Source organism: Xenorhabdus mauleonii (assembly GCF_900113945.1).
GTDB classification, from domain to species: Bacteria; Pseudomonadota; Gammaproteobacteria; order Enterobacterales; family Enterobacteriaceae; genus Xenorhabdus; species Xenorhabdus mauleonii.
On the sequence record NZ_FORG01000006.1, the window covers coordinates 153,851 to 173,392 of the forward strand.

Annotated in this window: 13 protein-coding genes and 1 pseudogene; 4 read left to right on the forward strand and 10 right to left on the reverse strand. The window is 48.3% G+C overall.

Translation table 11 applies throughout. The features are described from left to right. Position 1 precedes the first annotated feature (1 nt). From BM100_RS08230 to paaK, 4 genes are all read left to right on the forward strand, one after another. Positions 2-1,639 carry a 3-hydroxyacyl-CoA dehydrogenase gene (locus tag BM100_RS08230; protein WP_092509794.1) on the forward strand — a complete coding sequence of 546 codons (1,638 nt, stop codon included), beginning with the start codon at positions 2-4 and terminating at the stop codon, positions 1,637-1,639. Next, on the forward strand, positions 1,632-2,084 hold the full coding sequence (paaI, locus tag BM100_RS08235) for a hydroxyphenylacetyl-CoA thioesterase PaaI (protein WP_092509796.1): 453 nt from the start codon (positions 1,632-1,634) through the stop codon (positions 2,082-2,084). Before BM100_RS08230 ends, paaI begins: the two co-directional genes overlap by 8 nt. Beyond that, complete coding sequence (gene pcaF, locus BM100_RS08240; protein WP_092509798.1) at positions 2,081-3,295, forward strand: 3-oxoadipyl-CoA thiolase; 1,215 nt, start codon at positions 2,081-2,083, stop codon at positions 3,293-3,295. The genes paaI and pcaF overlap by 4 nt, the downstream gene beginning before the upstream one ends. Positions 3,296-3,510: 215 nt before the next feature. After that, positions 3,511-4,878, forward strand: coding sequence for a phenylacetate--CoA ligase PaaK (paaK, locus tag BM100_RS08245; protein ID WP_092509800.1), 1,368 nt, complete (start codon positions 3,511-3,513; stop codon positions 4,876-4,878). Between the two features lie 101 nt (positions 4,879-4,979). Here paaK and BM100_RS08250 read toward each other — a convergent pair whose 3' ends face one another. The 10 genes and pseudogenes from BM100_RS08250 to BM100_RS08295 all read right to left on the reverse strand — a co-directional run bounded on the left by BM100_RS08250 (position 4,980) and on the right by BM100_RS08295 (position 19,427). Next, the gene (locus tag BM100_RS08250; RefSeq protein WP_092509802.1) at positions 4,980-6,389 is read right to left on the reverse strand and encodes an MmgE/PrpD family protein; all 1,410 of its coding nucleotides are present in this window, start codon (positions 6,387-6,389) and stop codon (positions 4,980-4,982) included. A 54-nt stretch (positions 6,390-6,443) separates the two neighbouring features. Further along, positions 6,444-7,004: an acyl-CoA carboxylase biotin carboxyl carrier protein subunit gene (locus BM100_RS08255; RefSeq protein WP_092509804.1), complete on the reverse strand. Its 561-nt coding sequence runs from the start codon at positions 7,002-7,004 to the stop codon at positions 6,444-6,446. Then, entirely contained in the window at positions 6,994-8,475 is a 1,482-nt protein-coding gene (locus BM100_RS08260) for an acetyl-CoA carboxylase biotin carboxylase subunit (protein ID WP_092509806.1), read from the reverse strand. The genes BM100_RS08255 and BM100_RS08260 overlap by 11 nt, the downstream gene beginning before the upstream one ends. Beyond that, positions 8,472-9,719 carry a hydroxymethylglutaryl-CoA reductase gene (locus tag BM100_RS08265; RefSeq protein WP_092509808.1) on the reverse strand — a complete coding sequence of 416 codons (1,248 nt, stop codon included), beginning with the start codon at positions 9,717-9,719 and terminating at the stop codon, positions 8,472-8,474. The genes BM100_RS08260 and BM100_RS08265 overlap by 4 nt, the downstream gene beginning before the upstream one ends. 13 nt (positions 9,720-9,732) lie before the next feature. Continuing rightward, positions 9,733-11,190, reverse strand: a complete 1,458-nt coding sequence (locus tag BM100_RS08270) for an acyl-CoA carboxylase subunit beta (RefSeq protein ID WP_092509811.1) — start codon at positions 11,188-11,190, stop codon at positions 9,733-9,735. Between the two features lie 47 nt (positions 11,191-11,237). Next, a pseudogene (locus BM100_RS08275) lies at positions 11,238-14,708 on the reverse strand (indolepyruvate ferredoxin oxidoreductase family protein); the annotation flags it as partial. A 430-nt stretch (positions 14,709-15,138) separates the two neighbouring features. Beyond that, positions 15,139-15,333 carry a DUF2783 domain-containing protein gene (locus BM100_RS08280; protein WP_169924678.1) on the reverse strand — a complete coding sequence of 65 codons (195 nt, stop codon included), beginning with the start codon at positions 15,331-15,333 and terminating at the stop codon, positions 15,139-15,141. Between the two features lie 2 nt (positions 15,334-15,335). Further along, on the reverse strand, positions 15,336-16,955 hold the full coding sequence (locus tag BM100_RS08285) for an FAD-dependent monooxygenase (RefSeq protein ID WP_092509817.1): 1,620 nt from the start codon (positions 16,953-16,955) through the stop codon (positions 15,336-15,338). Between the two features lie 257 nt (positions 16,956-17,212). Beyond that, on the reverse strand, positions 17,213-18,232 hold the full coding sequence (locus BM100_RS08290) for a hypothetical protein (protein ID WP_092509819.1): 1,020 nt from the start codon (positions 18,230-18,232) through the stop codon (positions 17,213-17,215). Continuing rightward, complete coding sequence (locus BM100_RS08295) at positions 18,225-19,427, reverse strand: MFS transporter (RefSeq protein ID WP_211284490.1); 1,203 nt, start codon at positions 19,425-19,427, stop codon at positions 18,225-18,227. Before BM100_RS08295 ends, BM100_RS08290 begins: the two co-directional genes overlap by 8 nt. Positions 19,428-19,542 lie beyond the last annotated feature (115 nt).

A 19,542-nucleotide genomic window follows, 5' to 3' on the forward strand; every position in this document is an offset into this window, starting at 1 on the left:
GATGAACGCGCCAGCACTCAAAGGCCCCATCGCCGTTATCGGCGCGGGAACGATGGGCATTGGCATCGCTCAAGTCGCGGCTCAGGCAGGACATACCGTCCTGCTGTTTGATATGGATGGCGCTGCTGCACGCCATGCACTGGATAGCCTCCAAGCACGTTTGCATCAACGCGTGGAAGCGGGCAAGGCAGAAGCCGGCGCAACCCAAGCGTTATTGCAGCGCATCACTCAGGTTAATTCACTGCAAGCACTGGCGCCTTGTGCGCTGGTGATTGAGGCCATTATCGAACAACTGGAAGCGAAGCAAGAGCTATTCCGTCAATTGGGAACGATTTGTTCAACCAAGACGCTGTTTGCCAGTAACACCTCATCATTGTCGATTACCGCCATCGCCCGTGCGGTGCCAGCCCCCCAACGCATGGCAGGGCTGCATTTTTTCAATCCGGCACCCTTGATGAAACTGGTGGAAATCGTACAGGGTCTGGAAACTTCCCCCCAAACCGTGATGACACTCAAGGCGCTGATCAGCAACTGGAAAAAACAGCCCGTAATTTGCCGCTCCACCCCGGGTTTTATCGTCAATCGCATCGCACGTCCCTTCTATGCCGAAGCACTGCGTGCGCTGGAGGAACAGGTTGCCAGCCCCGCGACACTCGACGCCGTCATGAAAGAGTCAGGTGGCTTTGCGATGGGGCCTTTGCAACTGATGGATTTGATCGGACATGACATCAATTACACCGTGACCGAATCCCTGTTTCACGCGTTCCACGGCGATCCCCGCTTCCAGCCTTCACTGCAACAAAAAGAGCTGGTGGATGCCGGACATCTGGGACGCAAGCGCGGCCGAGGGTTTTATCACTATGATATTAAAGGCCACGACAGCGATATTAAAGGGCGGGGCAGCAACAAGAAAGAGACTCAACCGATACCTAAAATAGAACCGAAACACGCCAAAGAACAAAAACAACCTGAACGAATCAGGGCAACGGGCAATTGGGATTCTTTACCGTATTTCACGGATTTTCTAAAACAGGCTGAGTTACAAAAATATGGGATCATTTTCGAAGAACACAAAAATGATCGCTTCCACTCTCCCACCTTGCAGATTGATGATGTTGTCTTGACGCTGACCAAAGGGAGAACCTGCGCCCAGATTGCTGATGAAATCAGAGTCCCGGTCATGCAGTTTGATCTGTCCGCCAACCATCAGGCGGCATCCATCATTACACTCAGCACGGCTTACCAGAATCCGCCCCAACAGACGGCAAAAGTGATAGGCTTCCTGCAATCTCTCGGCAAACAGGTCATTCTCCTGCCGGATTATCCTGCCCTGTTGACCATGCGTACCGTCGCCATGCTGTGCAATGAAGCACTGGATGCCCTCAACAAAGGCGTTGCCAGCGCGGAAGATCTCGATCTGGCAATGCGCTATGGCGTGAACTATCCCATCGGCCCGCTGGCATGGGGAAAGCAAATAGGCTGGAAGCACCTGCTCAGTACACTGGAAAACCTGCAAAAATACTATGGCGATCCCCGTTACCGTCCGGCGCCTTTGCTGCGCCAATTGGCGGCAGGCCATGCCAAATTGCAGCTTTCCCCGCAGCACCAAAACCAGAATAGGGGGAGCACCCATGTATGATAACGCCACCACCCAGCAGGCTCACCGCTGCATTGAAACCCTGTATGCCAAAGATACCTGCGCCCAAAATATGGGGATGCACATTGAGCATATTGATGTAGGGATAGCCCGACTCAGCATGACAATAATGCCCAACATGCTCAATGGTCATCAAAGTTGTCATGGCGGCATCCTGTTCAGCCTCGCGGATACCGCCTTTGCCTATGCCTGCAACAGCCAAGGACAAGCCGCGGTCGCAACGTCCGGCAGTATCGACTTCGTCCGCCCGGCATTGGCCGGCGATCACCTTATCGCCACCGCGTCTGCAAAATATCAGGGTAAAAACACCGGGCTGTACAACGTCGAAATCCTCAATCAAGAAGGCAAAACCGTGGCCTTGTTCCACGGCCGCGCCCACCGCTTGGATCACTCTATTTTGGCAGGCAGCCACGGAGAAAAATCATGACTCACGCGTTTATCTGCGATGGTATCCGTACCCCCATCGGGCGTTATGGCGGCGTATTTTCCGGCCTGCGTGCCGATGATTTGGCTGCCCTGCCGCTTCGGGCATTGATGGCACGCTATCCGGCACTGGACTGGGGAAAAATTGATGATGTGATCCTCGGCTGCGCCAATCAGGCCGGAGAAGATAACCGCAACGTTGCACGCATGGCATTGCTGCTGGCCGGCTTGCCAGACACAATATCAGGGACAACCGTCAATCGCCTGTGCGGCTCTGGTCTGGATGCGCTGGCCTTTGCTGCCCGCAGCATCAAATCCAACGATGCCGGACTGGTATTGGCCGGGGGCGTAGAATCGATGACCCGCGCCCCGTTTGTTATGGGCAAGGCAGACAACGCATTCAGCCGTCAGGCCGAGATTTTCGATACCACCCTCGGCTGGCGTTTTATCAATCCACTGATGCAGCAGCAATTTGGCACGGACTCCATGCCGGAAACCGCAGAGAACGTTGCCGCTGAATTTCAAATCAGCCGTGACGCTCAGGATGCTTTTGCCTTGCGCAGCCAGCAACGTGCCGCCCGCGCACAGCAACAAGGCATACTGGCAGAAGAAATCCTTGCCGTCACCCTGCCGGCATCCAGCAAAAAGGGGGCCTTAACCACCGTTTCACAAGACGAACACCCTCGGCCGGAAACAACATTTGAACAATTGCAACGGCTCAAAACCCCATTCCGCGCTGGCGGAACGGTGACCGCCGGGAACGCTTCCGGCGTCAATGATGGCGCGGCAGCACTCATTGTTGCCTCAGAAGCAGAAGCATTGCGACAAGGGTTAACGCCTCGGGCGCGCATTGTCGCTACGGCTACCTGCGGCGTCGAACCCCGCATCATGGGGATCGGCCCACTGCCAGCCAGCCAAAAAGTGCTGGCGCTTGCTGGCTTGAGCCTAAATCAAATGGATGTCATTGAGCTGAACGAAGCCTTCGCAGCCCAATCGCTGGCTGTCATGCGCCAACTGGGGCTGCCTGATGACGCAGAGCACGTCAATCCGAATGGTGGAGCAATTGCTTTGGGCCATCCGTTGGGAATGAGCGGCGCCCGTCTTGCGCTGACGGCAACCCTTGAACTGGAACGGCGTGCTGGCCGTTACGCCTTGTGCACCATGTGCATCGGTGTCGGGCAAGGCATCGCCATGATTATTGAACGAGTTTCATAAATACCTGACGCAACCAACACCTGCATCAATATCCAATGGATTTCAAATCGCAGCACGATGGCAAGGGAACCGCTCCCCCGGGAGCAAAACTGACTGTAATTTTTTCACTACAGTGACTGGAGTAAGAGCAGCCAACAACGCTGTAACCTGAAAAACAAAGGGTATACGTACAAAAGCAACCTGTTACAAACACACCAACAAAAGGACAGGCAATTATGAGCAACAACGTACAAGACCTCAGAGCATACTCCAACAAACATTCAACCCAACACCAGAATCAATATCAGAACCGACATCCTGACTCGCTCGAATTTGCCTCACGTGACGAAATTCAGGCGTGGCAAGTGCAACAGATTGCATGGACGCTCAATCACGCCTATAACAATGTTCCCATGTACCGCCGGAAATTTGACGAAGCCGGTGTCCATCCGAGCGATTTCAAACAGCTCGAAGATATCCGTAAATTCCCGTACACCACCAAGCAAGATTTGCGGGAGCACTATCCTTTTGACACCTTCGCCGTTCCAATGGAGCAAGTAGTGCGCATTCACGCTTCATCCGGCGTCACCGGCCGGCCTACTGTAGTGGGTTATACTCAGCGGGATATCGACAATTGGGCCGATATCATAGCCCGTTGCCTGCGTTTTGCTGGCGCCAGCGCCAAAGACAAAGTGCACGTCGCCTACGGTTATGGCCTGTTTACAGGAGGATTGGGGGCGCACTATGGTGCAGAGCGACTGGGTGCGACAGTCATTCCTATGTCCGGTGGCAACACAGAAAAACAAGCACAGTTGATTCAGGACTTCAAACCTGACGTTATCATGATGACACCTTCTTACTGCCTGACTTTGCTCGACGAACTGGAAAAGCAAATGGGCGGAGATGCCAGAAAATGCTCCTTGCGCGTCGGGATCTTCGGTGCGGAGCCTTGGGGTGATGCCATACGCAATGAGATTGAAGCTCGCATGGGCATCAAGGCATTGGATATTTATGGCTTATCAGAAGTCATCGGGCCGGGTGTCGCTATGGAATCGCTGGAATATGCCGACTGCGCGACGATTTGGGAAGATCATTTTTACCCAGAGGTGATTGACCCTGACAACATGAATAACTTAGCCGATGGCGAAAAGGGAGAATTAACGCTCACGACTTTAACCAAAGAAGCCATGCCCATCATTCGTTACCGTACCCGTGACCTGACACGCTTATTGCCCGGTACGGCACGCAATATGCGCCGCATGGACAGGATCACCGGACGTTCCGATGACATGTTAATCATTCGCGGCATCAACCTCTTTCCCTCGCAGATAGAAGAGCAGATTATGCGCATTAAAGAGCTCTCCCCGCACTATCAATTGGAAATTGATCGCATCGGCAATTACGACAGGCTATCCGTCAAAGTCGAATTGAAAGAACCCGATCAATTTAGCGCAGAACAACGCAGCGATATCAGCCATCAATTGCGTCATCACATCAAATCCATGACAGGGCTAAGTACAGAAATCAACATTGTCAGTTCCGGCGAAATTCCTCGCTCAGAAGGAAAAGCCGTTCGGGTGATAGACAATCGCTCTCATGCTTAACCGGGAACGCATTTAAGAGTAAAAATAACGGGCTGGGGTACATCGAAAATTTCGTCAAAAAATCATCGAATAATGCCCCAGGCCCTGATTCAATAATGTGGTTATTGCACCGACGCTATTCCATAGGCTAAAAAGTCATTCAAGGCTGTTTCATCCTTGGTGAGCCGTTCCCAAGCCCGAACTGAATTATGCGCCCGCATTGCCCCGTTCTCAGGGTCGAAATAACTAACGCAATGTGTGAATTTTTCAATGATGTCAGCAGGCTCAAGAGGGTTTTGCGGATGCCCTTTCGGTATATCAACAAATCCGGTACGAACATCCCCATTGGTATAATGAATACTGATTTCGATTCGCCCATGAGTCCCAAGTTCAGGAATGTCACACTTGGGATCAACACGTGGCCGCACTTTTTCACTCACGGAGAGCACATCTGCACGCGTCAATGCATCAGTATCATAATCCGTAATATGAACACTCCCATTCCGCAAACCAACGGCTACGGTATACGCCATACTGAATCTCGCCTCTACTGGCGTTGTTGGCTTCCATTTTTTATCGGCCGGCTCACACACCAAATCGTAGATTTGCTGGTTCATTGCAATATCAATGTGAGCAATATCTTCAGGTCTGACTTGAACGTGACCAGATAAACTGATGGCCAAGAGGGTCGCCGAAATATTAGGCCGACAAGTTGGGTAGTATTTGAATGCGAGATCATGTTCACTGGCAAATACAGTACCCAATCCCTCGACGATACTGGCTGGTTTTGAACCCGGCTCAAACGCGCTGTACAAGCCGTATCGGCCCGTGAGGAAATGATGGGTGCCATCAAATCCCTCCGAGGCCAGAAGAACCGCCTTCACTGCATTAGAAGCAACAAGCCCTTGCTGGTAAGAAACGGTTGGCGCTCCTTCTACCATGCACTGAGCTTCACCAAGGGCAGATGTGTAGGCAATTCCCATCGCAGAACGCAACTGGGCAGGTGCAAGGCCAAACAGGCGCCCCGCGGCTGCGGTTGCCGCAATGACCTTACTGAGATCATACCGCCCACTTTCAAGGAGTGTTTCCTTACGTGCGCGAGCAAGTCGGGTAATCAAATCCTGTCCAATAACCGTCGCGGTCAAAAACTCACGGGAAGTAACATGGTTCCGGCGGATAGCTGCGATTGTTGCGAGGGCTGGAAATATAGCCACGCTGGGATGGATACCCAAAGGATCGACCACATCATCAAAATCCAAAACCCGCGATGCGGCACCATTGAGCAGGGCAGCCTCGCTGGGAGGAAGGCGCAAATCTGTCCCAAAAACAGGGCAAACAGCACGTCCACCCCATTGTCCGATGACTCGCTGCAATAGTTGAATTTCTGGGCGGACTGAGCCTGCCAAGGTAACCCCAAATATATCAAGGATAGACAAATGTGCTGCGTTCAGCGCGTTTGATGGAATATTGTCATACTTCAATTCACAGGAAAATGCTGTAATTTGGTCTTCAATACTTGTCACACTAAGCATACCGAACTCCTGATGATTCATGGTTTATGGGATCATTATTTTTAGGATCATGCTTTATGGTGTTACTGAAAGAGGTTCAAAACGAACAAGCAAAAGCCCCGTTTCAACAGCTTGCCCTTCCACAACAAAAATGCCTGCTACACGGCAATATGAAGGTGAAAAATAAGTCGAAATAACCTTCATGGACTCAAGTCTCAATACAGGCTGATCTGCCTCAATAACATCACCGGGGCTAACTAATATTTCCGAAACGATAGAATGGAATGGCGCGCGGATTTCATTTCTATCAAGTTCATCCTTCTTATGGCTAAACGCAGAGAGCACACCATTTGTTACGTTTATATCCAGATGGTAACTGTCTGCATCCGCAGAAAAAGTTTTCACAGACTCACTTTTTTTACCCAAAATGATGCTCTTGATTGTTCCGTCAAAATCGATAATCAGGCGATCATATTTTCCTGTTTGATCCAGCTTGAGAAGGCGGACACGCGTCGGGCCACCTTTATCAACTGTTGCAGAAAATTGACCATTCTCCTCATCAGCAATACGCAACACATGTTGTTTCGATGCAGCGCCAGGAACTTTCATTTGAATGGAAAACAATTTATTCACCATAGGAAACTCTCCGTTCGTTCATAAGACGCCAATTTGAGGGCGAAGATGAAACGGCAGCCCCTTCAGACGTTGCGTTCATGGTCAAGAATTCCCGCAACGCGGCTGCGATAGCAATGTCATGCTGTAGAGTTTCACTGGGAGGTTCGGGATGATAATGAGATGTCAGGGACAAATCATAGTTTCCCGTCGAAAATGGCTCATAATCAATCAGCCAGCGATGAAAAGGAATGTTGGTTGGCAGTCCTGCGATTAACAACTCATTTAACGCTATCTTCGCCCGGGAAACAGCTTCGTCCCGATGTCTGCCCCAAACAATAAGTTTCAGGCAAAGGCTGTCATATCGTGTAAGTTGAACCTGATTTTCAGCGATGCCACTGTCAATGCGTATCCCCGGCCCGTGTGGATAATTGCACGCGGTGATAGCCCCGCCCATTGGCATGAATTCCTGAAATGGATCTTCCGCACAAATGCGAAATTCCAGCGCGTGACCATGAATGACGGCATTCAGCACATCATTGCTGAGTGGCTTCCCTTCTGCGACAGTAAACATCGCTTCCACGATATCAATTCCCGTCACGGCTTCAGTCACAGGATGCTCAACCTGAATACGCCCGTTCATCTCAATAAAATAGAACTGTCCGGCAGTATCAACCAAGAACTCCACTGTTCCTGCACTGGAATAACCCGCAGCTCGGGCAAATTTGATAGCTGACTCATGAATTGCCTGACTTAAGGCCGTATCAATTCCGGGTGCCGGAGACTCTTCCACCATCTTTTGCCGCCGGCGTTGAACACTACAGCCCCGCTCACCAAGTGCGATGACGTTTCCAGCCAGATCAGCCAAAATCTGAACTTCAACATGACGAATATCGTGCCCAAGGAAACGCTCAATATAGAGCTCGGCGGTGCCGAATGCCGCTAAACCTTCCCGCTCAACCTCTTTCCAAGCCAATTCTAGCCTGTCGCGGCTTTCTGCAAGCCGGATCCCTCTCCCGCCGCCCCCATTTGCCGCCTTTAACAGCACTGGATACCCGATGCCTTCCGCCAATTCTTGGGCTTCACCCAGCGATGTCACGGCTGAGCCGGGAATAATCGGCACATCCACCGAGGCGGCTAGTTGGCGTGCCTGAATTTTATTTCCAACCAGACGAAGCGCGGATACATTTGGGCCAATAAAAAGAATGCCGGCATCTGCGCATGCTTTGGCAAAATCCGCATTTTCAGCCAGCGGGCCATAGCCGGGCGCAATGGCATCAGCACGGTATTTACCGGCAATAGCCAACAGGCAATCCGCTGAGGCAAAGGGATTAACCGTCTCCGCTTGTACCTTATAGGTTGCAGCCATAACGAAAGGTGCGGCCTTTTCTTCCGCATCGTGCACCGCAATTGTTTCAATACCAAGACGATGTGCTGTCCGAATGAAACGCAGGGCAATTTCTCCACGGCAGGCAAGCAATACACGTTGAATCATAGCGATGTCCCCGAATTTTTGGATGCGTGGTTAATATTGCTATCAAGCAAGCCACGGCCAAGTCGGGTATGCGCCCGGGTAAACTCCCCGGCGCTGACAGCCCCCGCGACAGAAATTTCGCCCGCCAACGCAACAGCAGCGCAAATCTCAGCCAGCTTATCCGCATCATCTTCGCACCCAATCATCGCAAGGCATTCCCGCTGTATGGGAAGTTTTGTTCCTCCGCCAATTGCGCCGACAATAATATTCGGCAACGTTACACTGGCTACCAGTGCGCCTTCGGCATTGATTTCAAAAGAGGTGCTGGCATTGAAGAAAGACACGGTGACGAAAGCAGGATCCTGCCCACAGGCAATGAAAAGCGCAGTCAGCGCATTAGCGATGTGAATATTCTGCCCGGTCGCTCCCCGCTGGCCTAAAATCAGATGGCACGCTTGCAGGAATTTTTGCATACGCTCGGGTGTGGAACGGAATTTTTGCATGATCAATTCTGCCGGCAACACTGCGCTGGCTGTCACATAGCGCCCTTTGGCTTCATCCGGCACAAAACGTTTATCCCCTCCCAAGGTGTTAAAATATCCTCCAACCCAGTGACTGGCATGAGATTGAATATAGGCACATGCCGCCTCATTCGCTTTTGTAGCCATGTTCAGTCCCATGGCATTTCCGGTTTCGTAGCGAAACGCCAGACCAACAATATTTCCCTGAAATAGGGGCGTCACTTCTTTCAACCGTGCAAAACGGCTGGTCTTATTTGCTGCTTCGGCAATTTTTTCTGCATGTTGGCGCAACCATTCGTCAAACAATGCAGCATCAGAAGCGCGATGCAGCCAAATGGCGGATATCTTAGTCAACGCATTGCCGCGGAACTTATAGTGGGTATGTTCACTGCCTTCTGTTCCCCACTCATTTGCTGGTGAAAAGACATGACATCCGCCAGATTCGGTCATTACCTGCATTCCTCGGGAAAACGATGCCACCAGCGCCCCCTCCGTTGTGGCCAATGGAACGATAAAATCACCTTTGGCATAGCTGCCTTCAATCCGCAAAGGGCCAGCAAGCCCAACAGGGATGCCTGCCATCCCCACATAATTCTCTATCGTGCCAATCAGCGAAGATAATGGTGTAGATAATTGGTTAAACAAGTACGGAAAATCCCGTCCAATCTGTTCAACCAACCACTCTTGACGAATTTTGACGGTATCAGGGAGAAAATCATTCTCTGCATTGCGGGGTATTTTCACGGTATTCCCTCACTTAAAGTTGAATATTGGAATGCTTACGCCCTGGGCTTACAGCAATTTTGTCTTGGAGAATTCGGAAGGCGTTGGCGAGAGCCGGACGTATCGTTTGATCGTCCAGAAATCCATTGATATAGCCTCGGCGGGCTGAATAATCTGCGCTCGCGTGCGCATTGCGGTATTCGGTGACAAGTTCGGCGCGCCGGGCTTGGGGATCTTCAGCATCCGCCATCTGGCGGCGAAAAATGACATCAACCGCCGCTTGGGGGCCCATAATGGCAATTTCAGCTTCCGGCAGCGCAAAAATCATGTCAGTGGCCCATTTGTTGGCAAGCGTTGGATGAGCCCCGCCATAGGCTTTACGCAGGACGACCGCTATTTTGGGCACAGAAGATTCGCAATAAGCATGCAAGAGTTTTGCGCCGGCACCAATGATCCCGCCCGCTTCCTGATTAATGCCCGGCAAATATCCCGGAACATCAATCAACGTTAGGATAGGAATATTAAAAGCATCACAAAAACGCACGAAACGCGCCGCTTTTTCAGAAGCCGCGATATCTAAACATCCTGCGAGGGTTTTAGGCTGGTTAGCAATAATACCAATGGGAATACCGCAAAGATGGGCAAATGCAGTGACGATATTGGGAGCATAGTAATGATGCACTTCAAGATAGTTAGCGCCGTCCACAATTTCCCCAATCACTTCTGTGACATCATAGGGTTCGTTGCTATCCCGAGGAATGATGCCGGATAATCGGGCGGTTATTCGTTCTTCTGCAACACGTTGTGGCGCTGGCGAGCAATTATTCTGGGGCAAGAATTCTAAAAGCTCACGGGCCACACTCAGCGCTTCTTCTGGGGTATTCACGACAAAATGCGCCAATCCTGTCGTTTTGGCATGCAACATGGCGCTGCCAATATCTTCTTTTGTGACTTCTTCACCTGTAGCTTGCCGTATCACTGTCGGGCCAGTTAAAAACATCGTTGAACTGTCCTTAACCATAATAACGAAGTCGGTCAGCGCCGGGGTATAGGCTGCCCCACCGGCACAATCCCCCAGCAATATTGAGATTTGCGGAATAACGCCAGAGGCTTTGACCGTCTTATAGAAAACCTCGGCAAATTGTACCCCGGCATCAATCCCCTCATGGATCCTTATCCCACTAGAACTATTAAGCCCAATCACGGGCACACCGGTCTTGATGGCCAAATCCAGAACCTTGGTTATTTTCAGGGCATGCATTCGGCTGGAGCTGCCACCAAGGAAGCTATCGTCATGCGCATAAAGCACGACCGAACGTCCATTTATGCGGGCAAATCCGGTGACAATGCCATCCCCCGGGATCTTACGCCGCTCTGATCCAAAGTAAGTGCAGTCATGTTCAGCGAGGGCGTCCAATTCAAAAAAAGAATTTCTGTCAACAAAACTATCAATGAGTTCTCGTACTACTGATATGGCCGGCTGAGTCGTCATAATATTTAATGCCCATTTTCAGTAAGGAATATTTTTTCGGCAGAAGATTATGCATGTACTGTGTCAGTACCTTCTTCTGAGCTTTGTAGTGTTTTATTGAGCTGCGTAAGCAGTTCTTGTCTTTTTTTATCTACCTGTTTAACAGCATGAGACTTAACATAACCAAATCCACGGATTTGGCTGGGAAGTGCAGAAAGTTGGAGGCAAAGGGAGAGTCGTTCTGGAGTCACAATATTGACGATATGGTCGACAAGCTTTTCATAATCAGAAAGTAATTGTCTCTCCATTTTTCGTTCTTTTTGCAGCCCGAACAGGTCAAAGGCAGTCCCTCGAAGAAAGCGGGCTTTCGCCATGATTTTTAACAAAGGGATCAACCAAGAGCCGAGTGAGATTTTCCCTCGTTGCCCAGTACGGGCATCTTTACGATGCCAAAGAGGGGGGCTCATATGGAAACGTATTTTATATTTGCCTTCGAATTGATTTTTCACCTTGGCAAGAAAATCAGTCTCGACAAAAAGCCGCGCGACTTCGTATTCATCCTTATAAGCCATCAGCTTGAACAAGTTTTCCGCGACAACGTGTGCCAAGCTGTCACCTTGCAATGTCGGTGTATTTAATTTGGATGCAGCGACTCTCACACGTTCTATCCGTTCTGCATAACGTTTGGCATAAGCCGGATTCTGATATTTAGTGAGGAAATCGCTACGGTAGGCGATTAAATCATCGAGAGACTCAGGTATTGCTTCTTTTGAATCCATCAGGTGGCTGTGAATCATTTCCGGATGGGCTGCCGCTATTCTCCCTAAGTGGAAAGCACTCAGGGCACTTTGGGAGGCCTTGCCAAGCCGTCCAATGGCTGACGCTATCGACGGGAAAGTGATGGGTATAAAGCCCGATTGCCAGGCATAACCGAGAAGCACGATGTTGGCTTGATCATGATCGCCAACCAAATGCGTAGCAATCATATTCGCATTGATGCTATTAAAACGTCGGCAGTGATTACGCAAGGTTTTCAACATCCCCCCTTCATCAAGCTGCAATGCCGTATCCCGCAACATTGCACCGGTTTGAGCTTCATGGGTATTCGCGACACAAGCCGTAGAAACCGCAGAGATAACCTCCAGACTTGCCATGCCGACCCCGACAACGAGATCCGCAGCAATGACCAGATTTGCCCGCGCCCTATCAATACGAACCTGATGGAGAATGTTTTTGTTGCGACAGAAACGAACGTGGGAGAGAACTTCTCCGCCTTTTTGTGCAAATCCACTGAAATTCAGCGCACTAACCGCATTGCCATCCTGCTCTGCAGCATAAGCAAGAAGCCTTGCCGCAGTCACAATTCCGGTTCCCCCAATGCCGGCCAAAAGAACTTCATACGGTTCAGCTTGTGCGGCAATCACGGGATATTTCAGTTGGCTGACCATCACATCTAATTCAGTTTGAGGAATGCGCCTCGCTATATCCTTTTTGGGGTTGGCACCTTCAATGGTGATAAAACTTGGGCAAAACCCTTTTAAGCAAGAGAGGTCATAATTGCAGCTATTCTGATCAATTGACCTTTTCTGCCCCAAAGACGTTTTTATTGGCGTAATAGCAAGGCAATTGGATTGTATTTGGCAATCTCCGCATCCTTCACATACGCGGTCATTGATGAATGTACTGACCTTAGAACGAGGAACCAGCCCGCGTTTCCGTTTACGGCGCAATTCGGTAGCACAGGCTTGATCAAAAATAATGACTGTGACGCCTTGCGTGTTACGGAATTCACGCTGGACACGTTCTAAAAAGTCGCGATGGTAAAGGCCAACATCTGGGGGAAGTGAGTTATTTTTGTCGTATTTCTTAATATCTTCGGCCACGACAGCAACCGCTTTCACGCCTTCAGCCAAAACTAAAGCGGCAACTTGGGATACAGACATGGCACCATCAATAGGCTGCCCACCTGTCATTGCTACAGCATCATTGAACAAGATCTTGAAGGTAATATTGCTGCCTGCCGCTATCGATTGACGAATCGCCAAATGACCGGAATGGAAATAAGTACCATCCCCCAGATTTTGGAAAACATGTTTCCTGTCCGTAAATGGCCCATGACCAATCCAATCGACGCCTTCACCTCCCATCTGAACCGAGCCGCCCCCTGTGCCGCGATCCATCCAGGCAGCCATAACATGGCAACCAATCCCTGGCTGGGCGTGGCTACCCTCGGGGACACGCGTTGACGTGCTATGAGGACAACCGGCACAAAAATAGGGTGTGCGTTTCAGAAACTTTGAATATTGTTTTTCAGGCGTGACAGACCATTCCAGAGGAATATTGAGACTAATGCCAAATTGGGATAACCAATTAGCCAGCGGCTGGCTGATCCGGGAGGGGCGCAATTCAATATCTTCTGGCAATATCATGTGCCCGTGCGGATTTTTTTTGCCTGATAAGGATATTGGATGATTGTTTGTGATGTTAAATAAATAACGGGCGAGCAATGTTTCTACCACAGCCGCCTTCTCTTCCACGACAAAGATATGCTCAACCTGTGGAGCCAAATCTTGCAGGAGGGGGGATAAAGGAAAAACCAAGCTAATTTGTACCCACAAAACACCGTGTGAAGCCAAATCATTGGGTGTCAAACCGCCGACACGAAGAGCTTCAAGCACATCATTATACGTTTTTCCTACTGTAACCAGCAGCGCTCGCGGCTCTTTGCATGGAACCAATACCTGATCAATGGGATTGAGACGAGCAAATTCTTCAATGGCTTTCAATTTATATTGCAGCCTTTGTTCCACCTGAGGCCCCGGCAGATCAGGCCATCGCCAATGCAACCCATCCGGCCCTTGGTCTATATACTCTGGTTGCTTGAATTCTGTTGGCACATGCGTTCGGAGAGTCGTGCCACTTTCTACCGTTTCACTGATAGCCTTAAATCCGACCCAAGCGCCACTAATGCGTGAAGCGGCCCAGCCCCACAGACCAACGGCTTTATAGTCAGCAACAGAAGATGGATGCAATACAGGCATGCTCCATGCAATCATTGCCAAGTCTGATTGATGAGACATGGACGATGAGACACAGCCATGATCATCACCTGCAACAACAAGCACACCACCATGCATCGAACTGCCATAGGCATTGCCATGTTTTAAGGCATCCCCTGAGCGATCAACCCCTGGCCCCTTTCCATACCACATCCCGAAAACGCCACTGACTTTACGCTCCGGATCTGTTTCCACTTTTTGTGTCCCAATCAGCGCCGTTGCAGCAAGATCCTCATTGATTGCTGGCTGAAATCGAATTCCTGCTTCGCTTAATTCTTTATTATGTTTCCATAGCATTTGGTCAAACCCACCTAATGGAGACCCCCGGTAGCCAGATACAAAGCCAGCAGTATTAATACCTTGAGATTTGTCGATAGCCGCCTGGGCAAGCAGTAATTCAACAAGTGCTTCAGTGCCGGTGATAAATTTCGTTGTTGAACTAGTCATCCAATATCTCCGCAAAATGTTTACTGACATAAGGCGTGATTTTTTAGTCGTGTTTTTTTATGAATGAATAGGAAAATATATTTATTATTATCAGCTCGGTTCTTATTCTAAAATAATGTAATTAGTTTATTCACCACCAAGATAATAATTCGCCAAAATCAATAGATATACCTTAATTGTTACGCATGGCGCTTTATAAATTAAAAAATAGAAAATAAAAAACAAACCAATAAAAATTGATTTCAAACACCGCATGCAAACGATATTAATTACACAATCAAAAAATATAACACGTTAAAAAGAGTTCATGGTAAATATCGTTCCTTCCGCCACTCCCTATTATCTATAAAGCGTTAAGGCTCGGATGACATCATCAAAATAAATTACATCTCATAAGAATATCTCTAAAAAAACAAAAAAGTTGTGAAAAAAAACACAGTTTATTAAAAACGTATTATCATTTTTAAATAAGTGAATTCTTGGCATATTCAATGGCTTCTTTGATTACTTCCATTGAACTAATATGATTTGCCAATAATAAAACTAAACTGGCATCAAATTGCCGTGATTCACTCTCACTCAGTTGTTCATGCGCTTGAGTAAGCAAAGTGAAAAGTTCATCGTTTGAGACGGTTGAACCACGTGTGTTTAGATACATTTTTATATTCCCTCCCTGAAACATTGCCCAAGCGCGGTAGTATAAGCACATTCCAGCTCGGCAGGAGTCGGGTTTACCAGATGGGCACATAAATGCTGGTCTGGGCGAAAAAGCATGGCTTCACCCGGTGAAATGCCATATCGGCTATTCAAAAGGTTTTCTGAATCAGTCAATTCAATGAATAAACTCGGTGTTGTCGGGTAAGCAATAAGTGAAATTTTTCCTTGTTTATTCAGATCCAATGAATAGGTCATCAAAGTAAAATGATTTCCGCCGATATAACGCAATAGCCAATCCATAACACCGTTTCTCTGTAATGGCATATCTGGTGCCGGTGCGCCAAGAGGCAAGATCTTGTTCGCGATAAGGCCCGCAGGATAATTCAGCGGACTTGAATGCAATACCGTCGGTGCAGACAACCGCCCGGAATTCACCATGCTACGAGCAAATTCACTCGTTCTGGCAAGAGCAAGCACTGCATCACGGTAAGCCAGGGTTCCTTGATTCTTCGGTGTAATAAATTCAGCACTTCTCGTTGAATGCAGTATGTTTTCATCCGCTGCCACACGACGTTCATCATTATACGTTTCCAACAGTCGTGTATCAGAAACGCCGGATAGAACAGCGGCGAGTTTCCAGGCTAAGTTATCCGCATCTTGAATGCCACCATTACCGCCCCGTCCCCCAAATGGACTGACTTGATGAGCGGAATCACCGACAAAAATGATGTTGTTGTGCACAAATTCTTCAAGACGACGGCACTGAAATGTATAAATACTTGACCAAATGACTTCGATATCAGACGTATCCCCAAACATGCTTTTTAATCTGGCGAGTACATGCTGTTCCTGACGTTCAACTTCGGGATTGGCTTGCCAGCCAAGTTGAAAATCAATGCGCCAAATATTATCAGGCTGTTTATGCATAAGTACTGATTGGCCTGAGTGGAATGTTGGTGAAAACCAGAACCGGCGCTCCGCAGGAAATGAGGATTTCATTCTGATATCAACGATAAGGAATTTATCCCGAAACACTTGGCCAATAAATGGCAAATTAAGTGAACGACGTATAAATGATTTAGCGCCATCACACGCCAATAGCCAATTTGTCCGGAGAGTATAGTTTCCTTTTGGGGTGGCTATATCTAAATCGACATAATTACCCGCTTGCTTTATCTCAATGACTTTGTGTTTCCAGCGAAATTCAATATGACCCGTCGCAATGCAAGCCTCCACAAGCCATTCCTCAACATAATACTGCTGCAAATTTAAAAATGCGGGGTATTCACTTTTGTTCAATTCACCAATTGAGTTGCGAAAAAGAGGAATATCCTTGTGGTATACCGTGCCATTTTCCCATGCCACTCCCTTGACGATTAGCCGATGACCTAACCCTAATCGCGATAAAATCTCCAGGGAACGACGAGCAAAGACAATCGCGCGTGATCCATCAACTACTGTGTCGTCTTCATCAAGTACGACAACCTGAATCCCACGCAAACCGAGATCCAAAGCAAGAGTGAGCCCAACTAAACCAGCACCCACAATAATCACTAAATGATCCCGGTCTTTTCCTCCTTTAGGTGGAGGTGGAATTGAAAAGTGTGGTTGTTGATAACTCATTATCACCTCTGGTACGCCATTTCCGCGCTAATTAAATGTAACAACTCGCAATCCATAGGGTATAGACAACGCGATCAGCGATGCTGATGCCCATAATCTATTGATTTAATCGACAGTAAATAACCATCTAGCGCTGTGAAAAAATTAGAATAAGTTTTGAGAGGATTTGTTCTAATTATTAGTCAACGATAATCTTGGTATTGGACTTTTTTAAGCCAGCTACAGGTTATCGTAGCTGGCTATCCTTAACACCGTTCTTAGTTATTTTTGTGAGTTAAGTATTCAGGAAAGATACGATTAACGAGGGTAATAGAAGCAGAAGTCCAATATTCAGTCTGCATATTATTACTTGTCTCAAGCGCTATCACATTCTGATACGCAGGGCTTCTTAGATAATCTTCCAAATCATTTATATTGGAAAAACTTAATAAAGATACACCATCAAGAGAAGAACTGTATTTATGGTAGAACGGTTGCCCTTTTTCCGTTGGCCCAATATTGTGTAATTGCACATATCGTTTGATAATTTTTGTGTTCTTATTATGGTTAAGTATTTCGTCAGCATATTCCCCTAACCACCAAGCCTGAAACTCAGACCGAGAAATATTGGTATTCCTCTTATGCGTTTTTACTAATGTAATTGCTTCATTTCCAAACTCGCTAGGAATGATTATGTATTGTTTCGACAACAGAGGGGCTATATCCCGAAAAATCGTTTGGTCTTCCGGCAATATTTTTTGCAAGACTCGATCACTGCCGAGTAATAACGGAATATCATCTTCATTTAAAAAATTTAAATAGGCAATGCCATCCCAAGCCGGGCGATTATACGGGGCGATGTGACCAATAACTGTGGGCCACAATTTTCTATTTTCATCCGCAGGAACACGATAAGGCACTGAATCCTCTTGAGTCGGCCCAGCCGCTAAACGATGCAACTGATCATAGCGGATAAGTTTGTCTAAAATATCCGTATCCGAGTCCGTTTCTGGGTGAATGAAACGGACTCCATGCACTTTCCGCCAATACTCGCCCCAATGTTCAAAATTGATATTAGGTTCCCCTTCAAGCGCATTATCCGCAGGGTTCTGTGCCGGATCAGCGACAACATGACCATTGTGGTCTAATACATGCCCGTCAGCACGGCTTCTTTCTGTTAACGGGGTATCATCTGCCCGAGAAAGAAAAGAGCACACAACGGTTAGTGGTTCCTGCGTACCGGGCCGAGCCTTAATATAAGGAGGACGAATTAATTGCTCTTCAATGAAGTTAGCCATGTTTGAATGCTCCATTGCTACGATGAAATGATGACAGCGCTAACCCCAATAGGCTAGCAGACAAACTGAACGCACATAGGCCGCCCCAACCAAAGTTGGCCCACATAAAACTTCCTGCCGCAGCCCCAATAGCCATGCCGCACATAGCTCCGGTCATCAATAATCCATTGAGTCGGCTACGGGCATTAGGGTCTACGTTGTTAACGATAAATTGATGGGAAACCAATGCCGCCATAACACCCAAATCGAATGTCATTGCCCCTATCGCAAGCGCGACCAGTGAACCCGATAAAAACCACATGCCTATGAATGAAACAGCTACCAGCCCACATCCTAGTCGTATCGCCAACAATGGACCTTTTTTGTCCGCAAGTCGGCCAAAAAGAGAAGCCCCCAATGCGCCGGCCGCACCGGCTATCCCAAATGCCCCGGCAATACTTGCACTCAAGTAATAGGGGGAAGAGGCGAGCACCATTGCCAAAGTAGACCAAAATGCCCCCAGCGTTGAAGCAAGCAGGGCTTGGGTCATTACAGCAAGCCTGAGTGAACGATGTTGTTGCCATAAATCCCATAAACTTCTGAGCAACTGATTGTAATTCGTGTTGTGAACAACAGGAGGCAACGCCGGAAGGCGGCTGCGTGCTAATAGAGCGACAATAAGCATTAATCCTGCCGCTATCAGTTGCATTCCCCGCCATCCCAACAGGTCAGAAACAATCCCGCCCAAGGAGCGCGACAACAATATGCCAACTAATATCCCTGTGGTTACGATACCCACTACATGCCCTCTTCGTGACTCAGGGGATAACTGAGCCACAACCGGAACGAAATCTTGTCCAACACTGCTTAACAATCCAATGGCGACACCGGCAATCGCCAATGAAATCAGATTAGGGGATAAGGCAGCCAAAATAAGCGCTAATGCAAGAAATAACGATTTTGCAAAAATCATATTTCTTCGGGAAAGAATATCTCCCAATGGAGCCAGAAATAGCATGCCGGCAGCATAACCAATTTGGGTTAACGTCGGCACTAAACCAACGCGCTCGGCTCCCACATCAAACTCAAGCTGAACAAGATGCAAGGCAGGTTGGAGATAATAAACATTGGCCACACCAAGCCCTGCGCCGAGCGCGAATAGAAATAAGAGTTTCTGTGATAACACAATGTTGGGGTTAACATTCGCATTCATCATCTTATTCCTTATCCCGTTCACAGCATGGGATCACGCTATGATTGTTCTATTTTATTTAAGGATCGTTGTATGATATATAGCAAATGACTCATAAGTAAGTTGACCCAAAATCGCC

Excerpts from the sequence above, each read along its gene's own strand:
- BM100_RS08295 (WP_211284490.1), bottom strand. The coding sequence starts at position 19,427 with ATGATGAATGCGAATGTTAACCCCAACATTGTGTTATCACAGAAACTC.
- BM100_RS08255 (WP_092509804.1), bottom strand. The coding sequence starts at position 7,004 with ATGGTGAATAAATTGTTTTCCATTCAAATGAAAGTTCCTGGCGCTGCA.
- BM100_RS08290 (WP_092509819.1), bottom strand. The coding sequence starts at position 18,232 with ATGGCTAACTTCATTGAAGAGCAATTAATTCGTCCTCCTTATATTAAG.
- BM100_RS08250 (WP_092509802.1), bottom strand. The coding sequence starts at position 6,389 with ATGCTTAGTGTGACAAGTATTGAAGACCAAATTACAGCATTTTCCTGT.
- BM100_RS08280 (WP_169924678.1), bottom strand. The coding sequence starts at position 15,333 with ATGTATCTAAACACACGTGGTTCAACCGTCTCAAACGATGAACTTTTC.
- BM100_RS08260 (WP_092509806.1), bottom strand. The coding sequence starts at position 8,475 with ATGATTCAACGTGTATTGCTTGCCTGCCGTGGAGAAATTGCCCTGCGT.
- BM100_RS08270 (WP_092509811.1), bottom strand. The coding sequence starts at position 11,190 with ATGACGACTCAGCCGGCCATATCAGTAGTACGAGAACTCATTGATAGT.
- pcaF (WP_092509798.1), top strand. The coding sequence starts at position 2,081 with ATGACTCACGCGTTTATCTGCGATGGTATCCGTACCCCCATCGGGCGT.
- BM100_RS08230 (WP_092509794.1), top strand. The coding sequence starts at position 2 with ATGAACGCGCCAGCACTCAAAGGCCCCATCGCCGTTATCGGCGCGGGA.
- BM100_RS08285 (WP_092509817.1), bottom strand. The coding sequence starts at position 16,955 with ATGAGTTATCAACAACCACACTTTTCAATTCCACCTCCACCTAAAGGA.
- paaK (WP_092509800.1), top strand. The coding sequence starts at position 3,511 with ATGAGCAACAACGTACAAGACCTCAGAGCATACTCCAACAAACATTCA.
- paaI (WP_092509796.1), top strand. The coding sequence starts at position 1,632 with ATGTATGATAACGCCACCACCCAGCAGGCTCACCGCTGCATTGAAACC.